At 43.6% G+C, this 21,223-nt stretch carries 20 protein-coding genes and 1 other annotated feature; of the genes, 6 read left to right on the top strand and 14 right to left on the bottom strand.

Annotated elements, in window-relative coordinates:
• Window positions 1–31 precede the first annotated feature (31 nt).
• Genes ACY3LV_RS16135 through melA form a run of 4 tightly spaced genes read left to right on the top strand, consistent with a single transcriptional unit; the run spans window position 32 to window position 4,361 of the window.
• Window positions 32–1,312 carry an ABC transporter substrate-binding protein gene (locus ACY3LV_RS16135; RefSeq protein ID WP_148962391.1) on the top strand — a complete coding sequence of 427 codons (1,281 nt, stop codon included), beginning with the start codon at window positions 32–34 and terminating at the stop codon, window positions 1,310–1,312.
• Complete coding sequence (locus ACY3LV_RS16130; RefSeq protein WP_464864164.1) at window positions 1,305–2,216, top strand: carbohydrate ABC transporter permease; 912 nt, start codon at window positions 1,305–1,307, stop codon at window positions 2,214–2,216. Before ACY3LV_RS16135 ends, ACY3LV_RS16130 begins: the two co-directional genes overlap by 8 nt.
• The gene (locus ACY3LV_RS16125; RefSeq protein WP_464864162.1) at window positions 2,213–3,043 is read left to right on the top strand and encodes a carbohydrate ABC transporter permease; all 831 of its coding nucleotides are present in this window, start codon (window positions 2,213–2,215) and stop codon (window positions 3,041–3,043) included. The genes ACY3LV_RS16130 and ACY3LV_RS16125 overlap by 4 nt, the downstream gene beginning before the upstream one ends.
• Window positions 3,044–3,062: 19 nt before the next feature.
• Window positions 3,063–4,361 carry an alpha-galactosidase MelA gene (gene melA, locus ACY3LV_RS16120; protein WP_464864161.1) on the top strand — a complete coding sequence of 433 codons (1,299 nt, stop codon included), beginning with the start codon at window positions 3,063–3,065 and terminating at the stop codon, window positions 4,359–4,361.
• 22 nt (window positions 4,362–4,383) lie between these two features.
• On the opposite strand, the gene ACY3LV_RS16115 is transcribed toward melA, so the two are convergent.
• From ACY3LV_RS16115 to ACY3LV_RS16105, 3 genes are all read right to left on the bottom strand, one after another.
• Complete coding sequence (locus ACY3LV_RS16115) at window positions 4,384–4,695, bottom strand: rhodanese-like domain-containing protein (RefSeq protein ID WP_148962395.1); 312 nt, start codon at window positions 4,693–4,695, stop codon at window positions 4,384–4,386.
• A gap of 115 nt (window positions 4,696–4,810) precedes the next feature.
• Window positions 4,811–7,225 (bottom strand): leucine--tRNA ligase, encoded by a 2,415-nt coding sequence (leuS, locus tag ACY3LV_RS16110; RefSeq protein WP_464864160.1) that lies wholly within the window; start codon window positions 7,223–7,225, stop codon window positions 4,811–4,813.
• 110 nt (window positions 7,226–7,335) lie between these two features.
• Window positions 7,336–7,550 (bottom strand) — a binding site (T-box leader).
• 103 nt (window positions 7,551–7,653) lie between these two features.
• On the bottom strand, window positions 7,654–7,989 hold the full coding sequence (locus ACY3LV_RS16105) for a DUF4257 domain-containing protein (RefSeq protein ID WP_003223352.1): 336 nt from the start codon (window positions 7,987–7,989) through the stop codon (window positions 7,654–7,656).
• A gap of 396 nt (window positions 7,990–8,385) precedes the next feature.
• Here ACY3LV_RS16105 and ytvA point away from each other — a divergent pair, with 396 nt between their 5' ends.
• Entirely contained in the window at window positions 8,386–9,171 is a 786-nt protein-coding gene (gene ytvA / locus ACY3LV_RS16100) for a YtvA family blue-light photoreceptor (protein ID WP_148962397.1), read from the top strand.
• 31 nt (window positions 9,172–9,202) lie between these two features.
• Here the strand turns inward: ytvA and ACY3LV_RS16095 are convergent, their stop codons facing one another.
• Entirely contained in the window at window positions 9,203–10,396 is a 1,194-nt protein-coding gene (locus tag ACY3LV_RS16095) for an MFS transporter (RefSeq protein WP_333562043.1), read from the bottom strand.
• 188 nt (window positions 10,397–10,584) lie between these two features.
• Here ACY3LV_RS16095 and ACY3LV_RS16090 point away from each other — a divergent pair, with 188 nt between their 5' ends.
• The gene (locus tag ACY3LV_RS16090) at window positions 10,585–11,325 is read left to right on the top strand and encodes an LMBR1 domain-containing protein (RefSeq protein ID WP_464864159.1); all 741 of its coding nucleotides are present in this window, start codon (window positions 10,585–10,587) and stop codon (window positions 11,323–11,325) included.
• A gap of 36 nt (window positions 11,326–11,361) precedes the next feature.
• On the opposite strand, the gene ACY3LV_RS16085 is transcribed toward ACY3LV_RS16090, so the two are convergent.
• The 10 genes from ACY3LV_RS16085 to ACY3LV_RS16040 form a co-directional block, all read right to left on the bottom strand.
• Window positions 11,362–13,302 (bottom strand): FtsX-like permease family protein, encoded by a 1,941-nt coding sequence (locus ACY3LV_RS16085; protein ID WP_464864158.1) that lies wholly within the window; start codon window positions 13,300–13,302, stop codon window positions 11,362–11,364.
• Window positions 13,292–14,053 (bottom strand): bacitracin ABC transporter ATP-binding protein BceA, encoded by a 762-nt coding sequence (bceA, locus tag ACY3LV_RS16080; protein ID WP_148962401.1) that lies wholly within the window; start codon window positions 14,051–14,053, stop codon window positions 13,292–13,294. The genes ACY3LV_RS16085 and bceA overlap by 11 nt, the downstream gene beginning before the upstream one ends.
• Window positions 14,054–14,154: 101 nt before the next feature.
• Window positions 14,155–15,159, bottom strand: a complete 1,005-nt coding sequence (locus tag ACY3LV_RS16075; RefSeq protein WP_464864156.1) for a HAMP domain-containing histidine kinase — start codon at window positions 15,157–15,159, stop codon at window positions 14,155–14,157.
• Entirely contained in the window at window positions 15,152–15,847 is a 696-nt protein-coding gene (gene bceR / locus ACY3LV_RS16070) for a two-component response regulator BceR (protein WP_333562048.1), read from the bottom strand. Before bceR ends, ACY3LV_RS16075 begins: the two co-directional genes overlap by 8 nt.
• Window positions 15,848–15,942: 95 nt before the next feature.
• On the bottom strand, window positions 15,943–17,253 hold the full coding sequence (gene ytrF / locus ACY3LV_RS16065; protein ID WP_464864154.1) for an ABC transporter permease YtrF: 1,311 nt from the start codon (window positions 17,251–17,253) through the stop codon (window positions 15,943–15,945).
• Window positions 17,243–17,938, bottom strand: a complete 696-nt coding sequence (gene ytrE, locus ACY3LV_RS16060; RefSeq protein ID WP_039074819.1) for an ABC transporter ATP-binding protein YtrE — start codon at window positions 17,936–17,938, stop codon at window positions 17,243–17,245. Before ytrE ends, ytrF begins: the two co-directional genes overlap by 11 nt.
• Window positions 17,939–17,951: 13 nt before the next feature.
• Window positions 17,952–18,929 carry an ABC transporter permease gene (locus ACY3LV_RS16055; protein ID WP_464864152.1) on the bottom strand — a complete coding sequence of 326 codons (978 nt, stop codon included), beginning with the start codon at window positions 18,927–18,929 and terminating at the stop codon, window positions 17,952–17,954.
• Between the two features lie 29 nt (window positions 18,930–18,958).
• Window positions 18,959–19,942: an ABC transporter permease YtrC gene (gene ytrC / locus ACY3LV_RS16050; RefSeq protein ID WP_464864151.1), complete on the bottom strand. Its 984-nt coding sequence runs from the start codon at window positions 19,940–19,942 to the stop codon at window positions 18,959–18,961.
• Window positions 19,936–20,814: an ABC transporter ATP-binding protein YtrB gene (ytrB, locus tag ACY3LV_RS16045; protein ID WP_464864150.1), complete on the bottom strand. Its 879-nt coding sequence runs from the start codon at window positions 20,812–20,814 to the stop codon at window positions 19,936–19,938. Before ytrB ends, ytrC begins: the two co-directional genes overlap by 7 nt.
• On the bottom strand, window positions 20,807–21,199 hold the full coding sequence (locus tag ACY3LV_RS16040) for a GntR family transcriptional regulator (protein ID WP_289347919.1): 393 nt from the start codon (window positions 21,197–21,199) through the stop codon (window positions 20,807–20,809). The genes ytrB and ACY3LV_RS16040 overlap by 8 nt, the downstream gene beginning before the upstream one ends.
• Window positions 21,200–21,223: the final 24 nt, after the last annotated feature.

Genomic DNA, 21,223 nt, shown 5'->3' with positions numbered 1-21,223 from the left:
AAACAACCATCACGATGATAAGGAGGAAAAGATGAAACACACTTTTGTTTTATTTCTCTCTCTTATTCTAGTTATTCTGCCCGGCTGCTCAGCAGAGAAAAGCTCAGCAGATATCGAAAAAAAGACGTTAACCATTTATTCTACAATGTCAACGGACAGTGAAAGAGCTACGTTCAGAAAACTGGCGACAGCGTTTGAAAAGGAACACAGTGACATTCGTGTCAGCCTTCATTTCCCAGGCAATGACTATGAAAATATGATGCGTGTCAGAATGGCAGCCAATGACTTGCCTGATCTTTTCGATACACATGGCTGGGGAAAAATCAGGTACGGAGAATATACAGCGGATCTCCGGGATATGGAATGGACTCAAGGTCTCGATCCCAATTTAAACAGCATCCTTAAAAATAAAAGCGGAAAGGTGTATGCCTATCCGATCAATCAGGCAAAAGACGGTCTGGCATATAACCGCAATATGTTAGACCGTTACGGCATTGCCCCGCCGGAAACGATGGATGACTTTTTGAAAGCACTGAGAACGATTAAAGAAAAGAGCAAAGGAAGTATCGTTCCCTTCTGGTTTGCCGGATATGACAAAAGCTCATTTGCCCAATATTACGACCAATTCGCTACGCCTCTTCTCATCACAGATCCTGCCCATAATGAAAAAAAACAGCTCATCAACGGCACCTTTAATTGGAGCAAATTCACTTATTTATCAGACATCCTTAAACAAATGCAGAAAGAAAAACTGATTAATATTGACGCTGTAACCGCAAAAAAATCACAACTCATTGAATTAATGGCTCAAAACAAAATCGCCTTTACAATGCAAGGCGGCACACTCGGCCAAGACGTTGCCCAGATCAATCCGAACGTCAAGGTTGGCATGATCCCGACACCTGCCATACATGCCGGAGATGATCCGATATGGATCGGCGGTGAACGCTACACGCTTGCAGCTTGGAAAGACTCGCCTCATGTAAAAGAAGCGAAAGAATTCATCGCATTTATGGCCCGTCCCGCCAATGCCAAACAAATGGCTGAAGCCACATCGCTTCCATCAGGGCTGACCAATGTAAAAGCTGATATTTTCTACGCAAATGACTATGAGCATTATCAGGATGTCAAAGTCGAGCCTTACTTCGACCGTTTATACCTGCCAAACGGAATGTGGGACGTTCTGGGCACGGCCGGGCAGGAACTTGCTGCTGACATTTTGACGCCTCAAGAGATTTCAAAGAAGCTGGGAAGAGAATACAAACGACTACGGGAGCAATCGGAAACACAGGGAGCTGAAAACAATGAGTGATATCGCAAGAGACGTTCATGTGAAACAGGTTAAGCCGAAAAAGCAGTCCTCACTTTGGTGGATGTACCTTCCTGCTTTGCTCTCCGTTCTAGTCTTTATGATTTATCCGTTTGTGAAAGGCGCATTGATCACCTTTACAAACTGGAACGGCTTTTCACAAATCTACCAATGGGTGGGATTCGCGCAATATGAAAGACTGTTTTCTGATCCCGATACTTGGCACACCTTAAAAAACACGCTGCTTTACGGGCTCGGCAGTACTTTTTTTCAAAATGTGGTCGGACTCCTGTACGCCCTGCTCTTGCATCAAAGCATCAAAATGAAAGCGATAACAAGAACAATTGTCTATTTGCCGGTCATGATCAGCCCGCTCATCATGGGCTATATTTGGTACTTTTTCTTCTCCTACGACGGAGGCGCGCTTAACGATTTGCTCGGTGTATTTGGCATCGGCTCGATCAATGCGCTCGCCAGTCCGTCGCTCAATCCGTGGCTCATTGTCATGATAAACACGTATCAATATGTCGGGATTGCTATGGTTGTCTACTTAGCCGGCCTGCAAAGCATTCCGAAAGACTACTATGAAGCTGCACAAATGGATGGCGCAAAACAAGGCCAGCAGTTTTTCACCATCACGCTGCCGCTGTTAATGCCCTCCATCACGATTAATATGGTCATCAACATTATCGGAGGCTTAAAGCTATTTGATGTCATTATCGCACTCACCGCGGGCGGCCCCGGAAATGCGTCACAATCCATGTCCACGTTTATGTATGATTTGTATTTCAAACGGCAGGATGCCGGTTATGCCGCAACGCAAGGCATATTTATGGCATTTGTCATTTTGATCATCAGCTTTTGCGCGCTTGCGTACTTTAAAAGAAAGGAGACGGAAATGTCATGAAAGCCGCCCGTTCAAAAAAACTGCGGATCGTTACGCTTTTTGCCGCCATTGTAGCCTGTGCGCATTTTATTCCTTTTTACATCCTGCTGACCACTTCATTGAAAGCAAAAGGAGACTACAGTTCGAAATGGCTGTTTCCAGCTGACATCTCCTTTCACAATTTTTCAGAAGCATGGGAACGTGCTTCATTAGGAAATTCTTTTATAAACACTATCATCATCACAGGTTTTTCTGCCTTGTTATTGATCATATTCGGCTCTCTTGCCGCCTACCCTCTTGCCCGGCGGGAAACGAAGCTGAATAAAGCCGTTTTTGCCTTGCTGATTTCCATTATGATCATCCCTCCGTTAACATCCATGGTCCCCTTGTACAGAATGGTTGTGGACGCCGGCATGGTTAATACACACGCAATCGCCATTTTGATCAATACAGCGGCTTATATGCCGTTAACCGTATTCTTGTATTCAGGCTTTATCCGTTCGACCATTCCAAAAGAGATTGAAGAAGCCGCACGAATAGACGGCGCAGGTATGCTGAAAATCTTTTTTACGATCGTGTTTCCTCTGCTGAAACCGATCACTGCGACCATCTGTATTATTTCTTGTGTCTTCATATGGAACGACTACCAATTTGCGATTTTCTTTTTACAAGATCAAAAGGTTCAGACCTTAACAGTGGCCATGGCAGGATTTTTCGGTGAAAACGCCAACAATCTGCATTTAGTTGCCGCAGCAGCGCTTATAGCGATGCTGCCGATGGTTATTCTGTTTTTGGCGCTGCAAAAATACTTTATTGCCGGCCTGTCATCCGGAGCGGTAAAAGGATAACATTAAAGGAGGAAGCCATATGAAAAAGATTACATTTATCGGTGCAGGGAGCACCATTTTCGCCAAAAATGTTTTGGGAGACTGCTTGTTAACAGAAGCGCTGAATGGATTTGAATTCGCCCTTTACGACATTGATCCGAAACGCCTGCAGGAATCCCAGCTGATGCTTGAAAATCTGAGAGACCGTTATAACCCGAGTGTGGCCATCAATAGCTATGATGATAGAAAACTCGCCTTACAGAACGCAAGCTATGTCATTAATGCCATTCAGGTTGGAGGATATAAACCGAGCACAGTCATAGATTTCGAGATTCCTAAACGGTACGGGCTGCGCCAGACGATTGCCGACACAGTCGGCATCGGCGGGATCTTCAGATCACTCAGAACCATCCCGGTCTTATTTGATATCGCAAAAGATATGGAGGACATGTGCCCGGATGCGTGGTTTTTAAATTATACAAATCCGATGGCCTCTCTTACAGGCGCCATGCTTCGCTATACTAGTATCAAAACAATCGGGCTCTGCCACAGTGTCCAAGTGTGCACGAAGGATTTATTCAAATCTCTTGGAATGGAGCATGGCGGAATCGAGGAGCGCATCGCGGGCATCAACCATATGGCTTGGCTTTTGGAAGTCAAAAAAGACGGCGTAGATCTATATCCAGAAATCAAAAGGAGAGCAAAAGAAAAACAAAAAACAAAACACCATGATATGGTGCGGTTTGAATTGATGGATAAGTTCGGCTATTACGTCACGGAATCGTCCGAACACAACGCAGAATACCATCCATACTTTATTAAACGGAACTATCCCGAGCTGATCAGTGAGCTGCAAATCCCGCTCGATGAATATCCAAGAAGATGCGTCAAACAGATTCAAAATTGGGAGAAAATGCGGGATGAAATCGTCAATAATAAAAACCTTACGCACGAACGCTCAAAGGAATATGGTTCAAGAATTATAGAAGCAATGGAAACGAACGAGCCGTTCACCTTCGGGGGAAACGTCTTGAATACAGGGTTGATCACCAATCTTCCTTCAAAAGCGGTTGTGGAAGTGACATGCGTCGCCGACAGAAAAAAAATAACGCCGTGCTTCGCCGGAGAACTGCCTGAGCAGCTTGCAGCCTTAAACCGGACGAATATTAATACACAGCTGATGACAATTGAAGCCGCTGTCACACTGAAAAAAGAAGCGGTTTACCAAGCCGCAATGCTTGATCCGCATACAAGCGCGGAACTTTCCATGACTGACATCATCTCCATGTGTGACGATTTATTCACAGCACACGGCGATTGGCTGCCGGAATACAAATAAAAAACTAGGGGACCGCTCTCCCCTAGTTTTTTGGTTTTGTTTCGCCTTCCCAGGCCATCATGCCGCCTTCAACGTTGACGGTTTTAAAGCCCTGCTCATCCAAGTACTTGCAGACATTCATGCTGCGCATGCCTGAGCGGCAGATAAACACGTACTCTTTGTCTTTATCAAGGGTATCCATTTTTTCAGGAATATCCCCCATGCGAATATGAACGGCTTGCGGGATCATGCCTTCCGCCACCTCTTCATCTTCTCTGACATCAATCAAATATAATTCTTCGTCCGCTTCAATTTTTTCTTTTAAAACGGCTGTGCTGATTTCTTTTATCTCCAAAGAAAACACTCCTATTCACAATGATCATGTTCAGTATAGCAAAGTCAGCCGGGCGATTGCTATTCAGAGGCTGATGAAAAAAATCCCCTTTCGGCAAGGGGATTTTTTCTCAGGCTTAGTTTGCCACAATATTGACAAGCTTGCCAGGCACCGCGATGATTTTTCGAATCGTTTTGCCTTCAAGCTGCTCTTTGACCTTTTCATCTGCTTGAGCAAGCTGTTCCAGCTGTTCTTTCGTCGCATCGGCAGGAACCTGTAATTTCGCTTTTACTTTTCCGTTTAGCTGAACAACGATTTCAACTTGATCATCCACAAGTTTTGTTTCATCATATACGGGCCAAGCTTCATAAGCAATCGTATCGGAATGGCCAAGCTTCTCCCAAAGCTCTTCCGCTAAGTGAGGCGCGATTGGAGAAAGAAGCTTTACGAAGCCTTCCACATATTCTTTTGGAAGCTCTGACGCTTTATAAGCTTCATTAATAAAGACCATCAGCTGGGAAATACCCGTGTTGAAACGAAGACCTTCGTAATGATCTGTGACTTTCATGACCGTTTCATGATATACGCGCTCCAATGTTTCACCAGCGCCTTCAACGATTTTGCCATTAAGCTCACCGCTTTCTTCAACAAACAGGCGCCATACACGGTCAAGGAAGCGGCGCGCGCCGTCTAAGCCTGATTCAGACCAGGCGATTGAAGCATCAAGCGGTCCCATGAACATTTCGTACAATCTTAGCGTATCAGCGCCGTGAGAGGCAACGATTTCGTCAGGGTTGACAACGTTCCCTTTAGATTTACTCATTTTTTCGTTGTTTTCGCCGAGAATCATTCCTTGGTTGTACAGCTTTTGGAACGGTTCTTTCGTCGGCACTACACCGATATCATAAAGGAACTTATGCCAGAAGCGGGCATACAGAAGGTGAAGCACGGCATGTTCTGCGCCGCCGATATACATATCAACCGGAAGCCATTTTTCCAATTTCTCTGGTGATGCCAGCTGATCCGGGTTACGCGGATCAATATAGCGCAAGAAATACCAGCAGCTTCCCGCCCATTGCGGCATTGTATTCGTTTCTCTTCTTCCTTTTTTCCCTGTCTCAGGGTCTGTGACTTCCACCCACTCTTTGATGTTCGCAAGCGGTGATTCGCCTGTTCCGCTCGGTTTGATTTCATCCGTTTTCGGCAAAATCAGCGGCAGCTCCTCTTCCGGCACAGCCGTTGATGTTCCGTCTTCCCAATGAATGACCGGAATCGGCTCGCCCCAATAACGCTGGCGGCTGAAGAGCCAGTCACGCAGACGGTATGTCACTTTCTTCTCGCCGTTTTTCGTTTCTTCCAGCCAAGCGATCACTTTCGCAATTGCTTCCTGCTTGTTAAGGCCGTTTAGAAAATCAGAGTTCACGTGTTCGCCGTCGCCAGTGTACGCTGCTTCCTCAACGTTTCCGCCTTTCACAACTTCCTTCACCGGAAGGCCGAATGTTTTGGCGAATTCAAAATCACGCTCATCGTGACCAGGAACCGCCATGACAGCACCTGTTCCATATGATGCAAGAACGTAATCCGCAATCCAGATCGGCAATGTTTCTCCGTTTACAGGATTGATCGCATAGGCTCCTGTGAAAACGCCCGTCTTTGTTTTCGCAAGATCTGTACGCTCAAGGTCACTCTTTGATTGAATTTCTTTGATATATGCTTCTACAGCTTCTTTTTGCTCTGCCGTTGTGATGTGTTCCACCAATGCGTGTTCCGGAGCAAGTACAGTGTATGTAGCGCCAAACAGCGTATCTGGTCTTGTCGTAAATACCGTAAAGGATTCATCATGTCCATCTACAGCAAAATGAACGTGCGCACCTTCAGAACGGCCGATCCAGTTGCGCTGCATATCTTTAATGCTTTCCGGCCAGTCAAGCTCTTCCAAGTCTTCGAGAAGCCTGTCCGCATAGGCGGTGATTTTCAGCATCCACTGCCTCATCGGGCGTCTCTCTACCGGATGGCCGCCGCGTTCGCTCTTGCCGTCAATGACTTCTTCATTGGCAAGAACCGTCCCGAGGGCAGGGCACCAGTTTACAGGCACTTCGTCAACGTAAGCAAGGCCTTTTTCGTATAGCTTTAAGAAAATCCACTGCGTCCATTTATAGTATCCAGGGTCAGTCGTATTGATTTCACGATCCCAGTCATATGAGAAGCCAAGCGACTGAATTTGGCGGCGGAAATTATCGATATTCTGCTTCGTAAACATAGCGGGATCGTTCCCTGTATCAAGCGCGTATTGTTCAGCCGGCAAGCCGAATGCGTCCCAGCCCATTGGATGAAGGACATCGTGGCCTTGCATACGCTTCATACGGGACAGGATATCCGTGGCTGTATACCCTTCAGGATGGCCGACATGCAAGCCCGCTCCTGACGGGTAAGGGAACATGTCCAGCGCGTAAAATTTTTGTTTTTCATTATGATCAAGAGTGGCAAATGTTTTGTTTTCAAGCCAGTATGTTTGCCATTTCTTTTCTATCTCTTTGTGCTGAAAACTCAAAGTAAAAAACCTCCTTCTGATTGAATACGGCGTGTATGGTTCAAGTATTGACGGGAAGGAGAGAATTATATTCAGAATATTCCCAAACTAAAAAAAACTCCCTCATCCCAAAAAGGGACGAGAGACTTTCGTTTTCCCGCGGTACCACCCTCGTTAGCGCGGCATGCGCCGCACTCACTTGATACTTTTAACGCAGTTATGCGTCAGCGGCTTTTCACCGCTGCAACTCTGAGGTGAGTTCGGAAACAAACTTGATTGACTTTCACCAGCCGTCAACTCTCTGCAACAATATCTGCTTCCTACTGCTCCTCTTCATTGTTCTTATCGCAACCGTAATCTTAACTGTATTTTATAGAATTCTGTTCATAAGTGCAAGCAGGTTTGTATACAATGGGAATGTACCCTGAACGGGCGGAGATTGAGGACAATTACTCGGGTGGAGTTTTGGTTTGACGTTTGGACTCGGCCGGTTCGCCGCCGCTGTTCATTTCTCTCACAAAGTCAAAACTTCTGAGAACAGCTTCACCGCCGTAGCCTGAGATAATGGATAAGATGACAAGTTGAATTCCTGAATCGGGGTCAGCGGATAATACAAGTAAAATGGAAGCTGTCATTCCGATAAACCAATCTTCCAAAAATCCAAGGTAGATAAACCGCTTCGTCATTCTGGGTTTCTCCAGCCTGCCTCTCTTTTTCACATGACCGAGAATCCCCATGATTCCTCCAATTACACAAGCAATGAGTACCTGATGCAGCATCTTCATCATCACCTTCCTAAAGCCCTTATTTCGTAAAGCGACTTCAGGCCATCCAGCCCCCTTAAACGATTCCGATGATTTTCGATATCTACATACTGGCAAATCTGAAAAAAGCTTGTTTCTTCCATTATATGTGAACACATGATCGGTAAGCTTGATGCATTGGATTCATTTTTCACCCAGTGACATTGACCTAGTCACTCATTTAGCTACTTCCGTCATATGTTCAATTTCTGTTCTTATTTTTAGTGTATACGAGGACAAGCCTTGATGACAAACAACAAACTGCGCGCTTGCTTGAATCAGAACATGTGTTGTGCTACGGTTACTGTATAATTCATTGTAAAAAGGGGAATACAGGGCTTTCGCACAGCAAGCTGGCGCAGCCTAAGGGGGATTTATATGGCTAGTTTTCAATCATTTGGAATACAAGGACAGCTGGAAGTCATCAAAAAAGCGCTTGATCATGCGCGAGTCGGTGTGGTCATTACAGACCCCGCACTTGAAGATAATCCTATTGTCTACGTAAACCAAGGCTTTGTTCAAATGACCGGCTATGAAGCCGGAGAGATTTTAGGAAAGAACTGCCGCTTCTTACAGGGGAAACACACAGACCCCGCTGAAGTAGATAACATTAGAACCGCTATACAACATAAAGAGCCGGTTACCGTTCAGATCCAAAACTACAAAAAAGACGGAACGTTATTCTGGAATGAATTGAATATTGACCCGCTCGAGATTGAAGGCAAGACCTATTTTGTCGGCATTCAAAAAGATATCACCCGGCAAAAAGAGTATGAGAAGCTTCTCGAGGATTCCCTCACAGAAATCACTGCACTTTCAACGCCTATTGTCCCGATTCGCAACGGCGTTTCGGCTCTTCCGCTAGTCGGCAACCTGACAGAGGAGCGATTTAATTCCATCGTCTGCACATTGACGAATATCTTATCAACATCCAAAGATGATTATTTGATCATTGATTTATCAGGGCTGGCACAAGTGAATGAACAAACCGCCGATCAAATTTTCAAGCTGAGCCATTTGCTGAAATTAACCGGAACCGAATTAATCATTACCGGCATTAAACCCGAATTGGCCATGAAAATGAATAAACTGGATGCCAATTTTTCATCGCTGCAAACATATTCAAATGTAAAGGATGCCGTTAACGTGCTTCCGATCATGTAAAAAGATCCCGCTCATCCGGCGGGATCTTTTATTATGAAGAGATTGATGCTTGTTTATTTGTTTCTTTAGCCGGTTTTATCCGTTTGTCATATAAAAGCGTTGTGGCGATACTGATCATCAGCAAAACCAAAAGAGATAACACAAGAGCTTGAATGCCGAAATGATCGACAAGCAAACCGCCGAACAACGGACCAATCATTCTGCCGCCTGTCGCCGCGCTGTTGACAAAACCTTGATAAAATCCTTCCTTCCCTTTAGGGGCAAGCTGGTTGGCTATTGTCGGCACCGCAGGCCAGACAAGCATTTCCCCGATGGTCAGGATCACCATGGCAGCCAGAAACATCGGGAAGTGCTTTGCCGTCAGCAGCATACTGAAGGATACAATAAAAATGATAAATCCGATGACCATTTGCGCCTTTAGAGACTCCGCCCATTTTTTCACCACAAAGCTGACAAGCGGCTGGCCAAACACAATTAAAATTCCGTTGACCGTCCACAGCACACTGTATAAGGAAAGGGATATTCCAATGCTTTGCGTGTACGAAGCAATCGTGGTAGACCATTGAGAATAAGCCAGCCATCCGAGTACATAGCCGCTGCTTAATATGATGAGCGCGGCAAATTTCGCTTTGCTGTTTACAGCATCATAATCAAGCACAGACGTTTGGGACGCATCCTTCGTCTGAATATTTCGAAATCCGAAATATACGATAAAGAAAAAGGCCATATACAATACAGCATTCGCCAAAAATACATATGAAAACGAGAAAGAAGCCACGGCACCGCCAAGTGCTGAGCCGACGGCCACACCCGCGTTTTGTGCGACATAGATCGCATTAAATGCCTTTCTTCCCCCTTCAGGCCACACCGATCCAGCCATTGCATAGCTTGCCGGAAAAACAACACCGGAACCAAATCCCACAATCGTCAGCAGCACAATGTAGGCCGGCCAATCATGAAAAAAGACAAGGCCCAGCAGGCTTGCCAACGTAATCGCAATCCCGAGCATAATTGATTTAAAGCCGCCGATTTTATCAAACAAAAAACCGCCGCTTAAATTCCCAACCACACTGGCGCCTGAATTCAGCATCAAAACAAGCCCGGCTACTGTTAACGACTTCCCTAAATGATTATGGATATAAATCGTATTCAGCGGCCATAAAAAAGAAGCACCCGTCACATTAATAAACATTCCAATGACTAAAATTTTAAGAGCACGCGGCATACTCATCCCCCTTTCTCGCCTAAAAAAGTTCATGAAAAAAACGAAACCTAAAATGGCTCCGTACGAATCGAGTGATCATAGCACATTCATTCTATCTGTCTATTTCACATTTTTCAACTGATGTGCGTGAAAAAATCTAACAAATATTGTTTGAAAAATGTAAAATAAATAGAAAAAGGGGTAATGTTATGGAAATGGTATTATTATTCTTAGGATTTCTAGCATGTCTCATTTCGCTTGGCTATGGATTGTATCATCTTGTCAGATATGTGCTGAAAAAGGAAAAATGTTTCTCTAAGAGACTCTTTTGGCCGCTTTTGATAGGAGGCCTGGTGCTGCTCGTCACCGGAGCAGCATTGACAGACCCAGACGCTGCAGCAGCAAATGCTGAGAAAAAATATTCAGCGCTAAACGCCGAATATAAAAGCCTTACAAAAGAGCATGAAGCACTAGAGAAAGAATATGAAGCGGCCAGTTCTAAAGCAAAGAAGTTGAAGGACAACACAAAAGACCAAGACAAACTACAGCAGCTTGAAAAAGAAAATAGTGATCTAAAAAAGACTCAGAAATCATTAAAAGCAGAAATGAAAGAGCTTCAAGAAAATCAAAAACAGCTCAAAGAAGATACAAAAACAGTAAAGGCTGAAAATGAAGCACTGCAGCAAAATAAAACACAGCTTGAAAAGCAATTAAAAGAGACGAAAAGCCAAACTGCAAGTTCACAAGAAAACGCTGGAAGTTCTTCCAGCAATACAAAGAATGAAGCCAAAACAGCTGATCCAGCAGAAGGCTGTAATATAAAAGGCAGCAAAAGCGGCATCTATCACACACCGGGCAGTACATACTATGACCGGACAACCGATCCGGCTGAAATGTTTTGCTCAGTTGAAGAAGCTGAAGCCGCCGGTTACCGGCCGCCAAAACGATAAACAAAAAGCTCCAGAACCTCTGGAGCTTTTGCTGTTTCACAACGACGATTTAATAACCTTCTTATAATAAAGAACGGACAGAAAACCAAAAATGGAGTAGAGCGCGGTGTATAACACCATCACCAGAATCATCGGCGCCCACACCTCTGATCCGAATAAGAACCAGCCGGATTGGACGGCAAAGTAGCTGTGGAAGAGGCCGACAACCAGCGGAATACCGAAGTTATACATTTGTTTGATGCGTATTCCCTTCATCAAATCGCCTTGTGTAAACCCGAGTTTTCTCAAAATCGTATAATTCGGTTTTTCATCTTCACTCTCACCCATTTGTTTAAAATAAAGGATACAGCCAGATGTAATCAGAAACGTTAATCCTAAGAAGCCAACGATGAACATCACGATACCAAATAGTGATTTTTGTGCGATGCTTGCATCCAGCCTTGATAAATGCTGGTCTTTCTTGTTCACCTTTTGAAATAGCTCATTTGCTTTATCCAGCTGGTCTTCATGCTTCACATTGACGGTGATACATTCAGATTGCGCCAGCTGAATACGGGGATCTTTGTTTTTGTTCAGATATTGAAACAGGCTGTCATCCACTATGACAGCGGGCAATCCCCCGCTCGTAAACGGAAAGGAGAGAAGAAATTCTTTCCTTAACCCTTTGTATTGTAGAGATGTCGTCTTATGCTTGCTTTTCACTTTTATGCTGCCTGAATCTTTTAATACCATGATTTTTTGCAGTAAATCGTTATATCCGGATAAAACGGCTTCCCCTTCTGGCACATCGACCTGTTCCACCTCTTTGTCACTCACAACCGCAAGCTGCATATTATGGGGGTCACTCTGCAGCTCCTTCGGGTCTCCATCCATTATATTTGCAATGTCAACATTCACTTGCAGGAAAGGGGTTTCTTTTTTCACATATGAAATATTGCGTTCATTCAAACTGCTTTCAAATGTTTTGGCATCTTTCTCATTCATAAATGAAAAATCAGCCGCTACATTTTGTTCAGCAGTCTTTTCTGCCGAGTAATACGAAATATAAGCGAGCGATAACAGCCCAATGGCGAGCGCTGAAACGGTTGTAATAATCGTCAATAACAACGCGTTCGATTTCATTCTGAACATGATTGATGACAGTGACAGGACTTCGGAGATATTTAAGTAGCCGCCCTTGCTTTTTCGAATGATGTTCGAGATAAACGTAACCGAACCTTTATAAAAGAGAAACGTTCCGACAATGACAGCCCCCAGAATAAAGCTCATCGCGCCGAACAGTTCATTCATGGTCTTAAATTTACCGCCAAACAGCTCAGAAGACACATAGTATCCTGTCAAAATCAGCACGATGCCTAAAGCGCCGATCAGCATCTGGAAAAATGATATTCTCTTCACTTGGTCTTCAGTAGATGACGTCACTTTAAACAAAGATAAAATACTTTGTTTTTTGATAAACGTATAATTCATCACCATGATTAAAAGGTAAATGCCGCAGAATACAATGATCGTTTGGATCAAGGCCTGACCGGAAAAATGCAGTTTCGCATCAGCTTTGACGTCGACAATTTTGAACAGAATCATCAGGACAAGCTTCGATATCGAAAACCCCGCAGCTACCCCGATCGCTAAGGAACTGAAATACAGCATAATATTTTCCGCACTTAAAATGCGAAAGATTTTATGCTTCGTCATTCCGATTAATTGAAAAAGCCCGATTTCTTTACTCCGTCTCTTAATAAAAATCGTATTGGCATATAATATGAAGATCGACACCACGACCACAAGCAAAATCGAAGCGGTTTTAATGGCAGCGGCTCCCTTGATTGAAGACTTCACTTCATTAATCGCAGGATCATATTGGAGTGTGACAAAGGCGAAATAAAGCGCCACGCTAAAAATCAGCGCAAACACATACAAATAGTAATTCCGAAGATTCTTTTTCAGATTTCTTAGGATGAGCTGATTAATGTTCATGCTGCACCCCGCCTAACACGCCTTGCGTTTTCATGATGTCCTGGAAAAACGTTTGTCTGTCTTGGCCTCCTTTATTTAGCTGTGTATACATTTGCCCGTCCTTAATAAAAATCACTCTTCCGCAGTAGCTGGCAGCGACAGGGTCATGGGTGACCATGATAATCGTAGCATTGCGTTTCTGATTGAGCTGGCTCAGCTTGTTTAATAGATCAGAGGCTGATTTTGAATCAAGCGCGCCCGTCGGCTCATCTGCGAAAATAATGCTCGGTTCATGAATAAATGCTCTCGCGGCAGATGTGCGCTGCTTCTGGCCGCCGGAAATTTCATTTGGGTACTTATCACGGAGTTCATCAATGCCCAGCTCTTTCGCCACCTCTTCGAACTTGCGAACCGCTTCGCTTTTTGGCATTTTTGTAATCGATAACGGCAAAAGGATATTTTCTTTTACTGTCAGCGTGTCCAGCAGATTGTAATCTTGAAAGATAAAGCCTAAATGCTGTTTTCTGAATTCAGCCAGCTGCTTTTCCTTCATTGATGTCATGTCATTTCCGTTAATGTTAATGGTTCCGTCACTGACCTGATCAATGGAGGACAGAACGTTGAGCAAGGTGGTTTTCCCAGAACCTGACGCCCCCATAATACTGACAAATTCACCTTTTTGAATATGAATATCAATGCCTTTGAGCACTTCTTGTTTATTCAGCTTGTTTCCATAGCTTTTTCGAATTTTATTCGCTTGTAAGATCATCATTCCTATAATCTCCTTTATATTGGATACTCTCATTATAAAAAGGATTGCCGGAGTTTTCCTTCGATACGGCGAACAAAAAAGAAAAGCATGTGACATTTTCGTCACACGCCTATAACTCGTTCAAATTGATTCCGTTTGGGGAAAGTTAATGTAAAAACGGTTCCCGCACCGGACTCCGAACGTACATCAATATGGATCATTAACGGCGCCGCGGCTTTTTTCGCCAAGTACAGCCCCATGCCAGTGGACCCTTGATTATGGTGGTCCGTTGTGGATGTAAATCCTTTATCAAAAATACGCGGCACATCTTTTGGATCAATACCCCTGCCACAGTCTTTCACTTCAAGCTGCGTCCGTTCCCCTTTATGAAAGCTTTTGATCACAATCTCAGAGCCGTCGCTGTATTTTACTGCGTTTGTCAGCAGCTGCCTGATGATAAACGCCAGCCACTTTGCATCGCTCAGCACTTCCTCAGCCTCTAGCTGAATATCAAAGCCAATCCCTTTTTGGATACACCATGATTGTAAATCTTTGATCTCCTTGAAAATCAGAGGCTGAAGCTGAATGCATTCTACAGACAGATCGTTTTCAATAAATGACATGCGCTTTTGATGAAGCTGTTGATCTAGAAGCAGGTGAATTCGCATCCATTCATACGATAGCTGGGCTTTCAAGGGTTGATCTTCCATTCTGTCTATGATTAAATGCATCGCTGTCAATGGGGTTTTAACCTCATGGATCCATGCCATCAGCTCATCTTTTTCATTTTCTAATGTCAAGCGATGCCGGGCTGCGGTTTGTTTCAAATGCTCCGTTTGTCCGGTAATGCTTCTATCAACCATCGATTCAAACGGCGTTTCCGGTTCATTTATGGCTGTCACATCAAGATTGTTCTCCCAAGTTTTCAAGCTTTTATAAAATGCCGTTTCTTTCAGATAGCGGACCCAAATGAAAATGATAAAAAACAAGACACACAAATACACCATATAAAGAACATTGTTAAATGAAATGGAGGAATCAACAAAAGCAATGAAGAGCATCAAAACCTGCTGAAACAAAAACACAGCAATCCAGCTTCGCCTTTCAGTAAGGAATGCTTTAATCATAGAAATGATCCTCTTCTTTCGCCATGTAGCCTTGGCCGACTTTCGTCTCGATATATGTGCCAAGCTGCAGGGCGTCCAGTTTTTTTCGCAGGCGATTGACATTGACGGTCAGCGTATTATCACTCACAAACCGCTCATCGTTCCACAAGCTTCTGATCAGCTCTTCACGGCTGACAATCTTGTTTTTTTGTTCTATTAATTGTTTGAGAATGAACATTTCATTTTTCGTCAGTTCAACTGAGCCTTTCTCATTGCTGACGAGGTTCTGCTCCGCGTCTATGGCAGCCCCGCACCACGTTTTGAGCGTGCTCGGCTCTGTATTATAATGATACACACGCCGGAAGATCGCTTGGATTTTCGCAATCAGCACATCAAAATGAAACGGCTTTTGAATAAAGTCATCTGCCCCGAGCTGCATGGACATCACCATATCAGCAGGATGATCCCGTGAGGATAAAAAGAGAATCGGAACATTTGACCGGGAGCGGATCAGCCGGCACCAATGAAACCCGTCAAATTTAGGCAGTTGAACATCAATAATGACACAATCAGGCTTAACCGCTGCAAATTCCTGCAGCACTTGACTGAAATCCTGAATGCCGTATACATCATAGGACCATCCCGTTAAACGATCCTTGATTTCATGAAACAGCGATTCATCATCTTCAATCAACAAAAGTTTAAACATTAACTCACCGCACTTTTTCCTTTTTTATCAAGTGTATAGCAAAATACCATCATACGCCATAGAGAAAGCCGGCTGTCTCAGCCGGCTCGTACGCATTATAATTCTCTTCTTAACGCTGTCAGCACGTTGGTTTTGGTCGCTTTTCTCGCCGGGTTCATCCCGGAAATCACGGCTACCCCTCCGCAAATCACCACAGCGATGATCACAAGGCTGGCCGGGATGTAGGAGAAGGTGTAATTCAAATCGCCCGCATCACTTCCGCTTGTCGCCGCGAGAATCATCGGGACAGCCAGATTGACAAGGAAGCTTACGCCGTAAGAAATGATAATCCCAATCACACAGCCTAAAATTCCGATATACGCGCTTTCCATCAGGAACATTCGGCGAATGATGGACGGACTCGCCCCAATCGCTTTCATAATGCCAATCTCCTGCGTTCTTTCTGTCACCGCCATCGTCATCGTGTTAAAAATACCGATCGCAGAGATGATAACCGCGATACATCCGACAAAGATCAGGCCGATTTTGAAGACCATGAAGAAGGTGTTGGCGCCCTCAAGCTCGGTAGTAACTGATGTGACATAGTATCCATCATCTGTCAGATCACTTGTCAGCTGTTCCACGTTCTCAAATTTATCAGCAAAAACGCCAGTGTTTTTTTCAACATTTCCGCCTTTGAAATCTAAGAATTCCGAAAAATCCTTCTTGAATTGATCACTGATGAAAATGTTTGAGTCCTCCATCCAATCTTGAGATGGCTTTTTTGTAATACCGACAATTTTAAAATCATATGTTTTTGTTTTTTCAACATCCCCTGTTTTAGGATTTGTTTTTGATACACTTAATTCAATCGTTTTGTTCAGAATATCTTTCGTATAGCCATCTGGTTCTTTTATATCTTCCGGGTTTCCTTTTGCTTCCTCTATTTTTTTGTTATACGCTTCCGATTCTTTTTTCGTCAATAATCCCTTTGCAAAGTCGTATCCTACTACAATTTCATTTTCCGACTTTGCGACTCTTCCTTTTTCCAACTCCATATTGGCCTTTAGTTCATCATTCATATTGGTAAAGATGAGATTAGAGCTTTCATTTGTGCGATTGCCTAAAGTTGCTTTGTTTGGTTCATACACTTGTGTTCTTTCTACAACTGACCTTACATGATCATACTTCTCTAAATCTGCTTTTTTAATGGGCTTATCGCCTTCCTTGCCCATTACACTGACTTTCGTCACAACCTGCTGGCTCATCGTCATATCCGTAATCGTCTTTTGTATCCCGAATCCAACCGACGACAGCACAACCAAAAACGCACACGCCATTGTTGTCGCAAGAATTGTCATAAAGACACGGAGCCTGTTTTTCTTCATATTTCTTCTGATAAAATGAACCTGATCCTTAAACCTCAACCGTAATTCCTCCTTTTAACACACCGTCATGAAGCTGAAACTTTGAATGTCCAATAGAAGCCACTTCATCATCGTGGGTAATGATCACAAATGTAATGCCCCGCTCGCGGTTCAGCTGCTGAATCAAATCCAGCACTTCCTGTTCCGTTTCTGAATCAAGGCTTCCCGTCGGCTCATCCGCTAAAATAATGGATGGATTTAAAATCAACGCTCTTGCAATACTGACACGCTGCTGCTGGCCGCCTGACAGTTCATTCGGATAATGAGCGGCGTGATTCTCCAGACCGACGCGTTTCAGCATGTCCTGCACCTTTTGCTTGCGCTCAGACGGTTTGATCCCTTTTAACGCCAGCGGCATTTCAACATTTTCATACGTCGTTAACCCCGGGATGAGCTGAAAGCTTTGAAAAATAAACCCAAAGTGTTCAAGGCGGAACTGAGCCCATTCCTTTTCATTAAAGCCAGTGACATCAGTTCCGTTAATGACAATCCGCCCTTTTGTCGGCGAGATGTAGCCGGAAATTAAATTCAAAAGCGTTGATTTCCCTGATCCGCTTCGCCCGACAATACAGGCGATTTCACCTTTCGCCACGCTTAATGAAACATCTTTCAATACTGGAACTTCATTCTCACGGCCTTTTTTTCCGATCGTGAAAGAATGGTCGATATGCTGAACATCAATCATATTTTTCTCTCCCTTACACATGTTTTGTTTTTTTATAAATCGCAAAATAACTGATGAAGAAACCAATTACCGCGCCCGCAGCCATGCCGATGACATAACCGGTAAAGCTCTCGCTTGCAGCGTATCCAAAACAGCCGAAGCCTAAAATACCAATGAGGATGACGATCACTTGCACCGGACGATCCAATGCTTTCCACAAAAAGAAATATCCGTTACGTTCATTTGACAGTTTGACGAAGCTCATGTACCCGATGATGTAGAGAATTATGCTTAAAACAGTTGGAATCACTAAATAATACGGTGAATCATCAACCCAGTTTGGAACAACATACGTAATTGGAAATATATACTTTATCCATTCTGGTATAGGGAAGTCTAAAAATGCCGCTCTCCCGCTAAAAAGGATATCTATATTAATCGCAGGCAAAGTAATGAATAAAAAAGGTAAAATAGTGGCGGTGAATGAAACCAAAAGCTGTGCAAAAATATGGCCTGTCAGTGCTCCGCCAGCCATAACCAAAGAATAAGCCAACATGCTGACAATGATCATTCCCAAGCTGTAGTTGTGAAAATAAATGGCCTGATCAGGCTTCAAAAGCACGAGCAGCAAAACGGATAAAACATATCCTATAAGTTGCGGCATCACAATCACCATTCCGCCTGTAAGGAACTTCGCATTAAATATCTGCCCTCGTGTATATGGAAGGCTTAATGTAAAATCAAACAAGCCCTTGCTTCGTTCAATCCCAAGCTGGCTGACCGCCAAAACGACACCCCAAATCCAAAACAATGAGATAAATGTGCCGTTTAAATAGTTAATCGTAAATACACAGGTTCCGGCCCACTCGTTCTGATTAGCCACGCAGCCTTGATATGAGATGTACGTATTTAATACGGTAAAAGGATTGCTAAGCATAAATACCAAAAAAATCATGATGAGCAGCGCTTTATTTTGCTTCCACTCTTTATAAAATAGCCCGGAATCCGGCACATCACTTCACTCCAAACCGAAAGTATTTCTTAAGTTTTCGTTTTCTTATAAATAGAGAAGTAGCTCACTAAAAATCCAACTACGGCTCCAATAATCATTCCAAAAATGTAACCCATAATAGAATGTCCGGCTGAATATCCAAATAAACCAAATCCAAGAATACCGAAAGCTATAACCAGAATTTGTACAGGACGATCTAATCTATTCCAAAGGAAAAAGTATCCGTTACGCTCACTAGGATGCCTTTTAAAGCTGATATAACCAATCAAGTAAAACAGAATGCTCATGACGGCTGGAATCAATAAAATATATCTGTTATCGGAAAGCCAGTCATTACCAACAAAAACCATAGGAAATAGATACATAAGTTTGTTTTCCATCTCATAATAGTTTTCTAAGGAAGAGAAATATTCATATATATGGAAATTAAAAACGATCTCTAAATTAGCAAGCGGCAATGCAACAATTAAATACGGCAAGATAGCTGCAGAAAAAGCTGTTAAAAGTTGGGCAAAAGCATTTCCAGTTAACGCTCCGGCGGCCATCACTAATGAGTAAGCCATAAAGCTAATCACGATCACTCCAACGCTGCTATGCTCAAAAAAGTAAACATGTTCGGGTTTGTAAGCTAGAATAAGCAGCCATGCCAGCAAAAAGCCAATCAATTGCGATAATACAATCACTAAACCGCCTAACCAAAATTTCGTCTGGAAAATTTGGCTTCTGCTATATGGAAGACTTAATATAAAATCCATCGTGCCTTTCGAACGTTCCAGGCCCAGGAAGCAGACCGCCAAGATAACACCCGGCACCCAGTTGATATCTATCAGGTTGCTCCCATAATTTACAATAAAAACACAATATTGCGGGTCTTGATGGGCAAGACATCCTTGATAAGATAAATACGCATTGACAATAGAGAGCGGATTTGCCAGTACTAAAAACGCAATATTTAACAAAAGCACAACCTGATTCTGCTTCCACTCTCGATAGAGGAGACCTCGGTCTACCATCTCCGCTTCCCTCCAAACTTCGCAATGAACACTTCTTCTAAGTTGACAGGAAGCTCATTCCATACTTTTGGCTTCAGCTCTCTCAAAAAGCTCTTTTTCTCCTCGTCGCTTTTCGGAATCAGCACCGTATAGAACACGCCGGCCTGATCGAGCATCGGAATATTTTGTTCTCTGATCTCCAAGTTGACATCTGTATCAAACGCCATTTGAATTTTGATGTATTCCTCTTTTAGCTCATCAAGATCCATCACATTCGTCAGCTTGTTATCTTCGAGAAAACCAATTCGGTTGCACATCCGTTCTATATCTTCAAGGCGGTGGGAAGTGATCAGGATGCTCGTATCACGCTCTGCCACTTCATCGACCATCAGCTGCAGCACATCGTGCCTTGTCACCGCGTCTATTCCATCCGTAGGCTCATCAAGGAGAATCAGCGCCGGTCTTGCCGCAAACGACAGAACGAGCGACAGCTGTTTTTTCAGGCCCGTCGACAGCTCACGGTACTTTTTCGTTTCTGGAATTTCGTATCTATTCATCAACTCATTCGCGTACGTGACGTCAAATTTCGGATAAATTCTTCTCAGGATGTCGACAAGCTGCTTATATGTATACTTGTCGTAAAAAGGGTTTTGAACGGGCATGTAGATCATATTTTGTTTGACCTTCGGATGCTTTTTGATTTCTACGCCGTCAAACAAAATCGTCCCGCTGTCTGCGAAAATGATTTGCTGGATTAAACGGAGCATCGTCGTTTTGCCTGACCCATTGCGGCCGAGAAGCCCGAAGATTTCTCCTTTTTCAATCGTTAATGAAACATCTTTTAATACTTGATTGCCGTCAATCGTTTTTGACAGCTGCCGTAATTCAATCATCCTCTTGCCCTCCTTTCACATCCATGCTGATTTCCTTCATCCATTCCTGCAGTTTTTCCAGCTCAACCCCTGCATAATGGGCATCGATGATGAGCTGTTTAAGTTGCTCTTTAATCATCGTCATCTTCCCTTCAACCAAAGTTGTTTTCGCTTGCTCCGAAATATAGGTCCCTCTGCCCCGCAGCGTTTCGATAATCCCTTCACGCTCAAGCTCTTTGTACGCTTTGCTGACAGTGTTGGGATTCGCAATAATGATCGTCGCCAATTCTCTGACAGAAGGAAGCTTATCACCGGGCGTCATGATCCCTTTTAAACAAAGCTCTTTCATTTGCTGAATGATTTGTTCGTAAATGGGTGTTGAGCTTCTTGGATCGATTTGAATCATTTACTTCCCTACTTTCTATACGAT

It is taken from the genome of Bacillus sp. 11C, from assembly GCF_055486375.1.
Note: the sequence above shows the minus strand (reverse complement) of the source record. Positions and strands in the feature narration are given on the sequence as shown.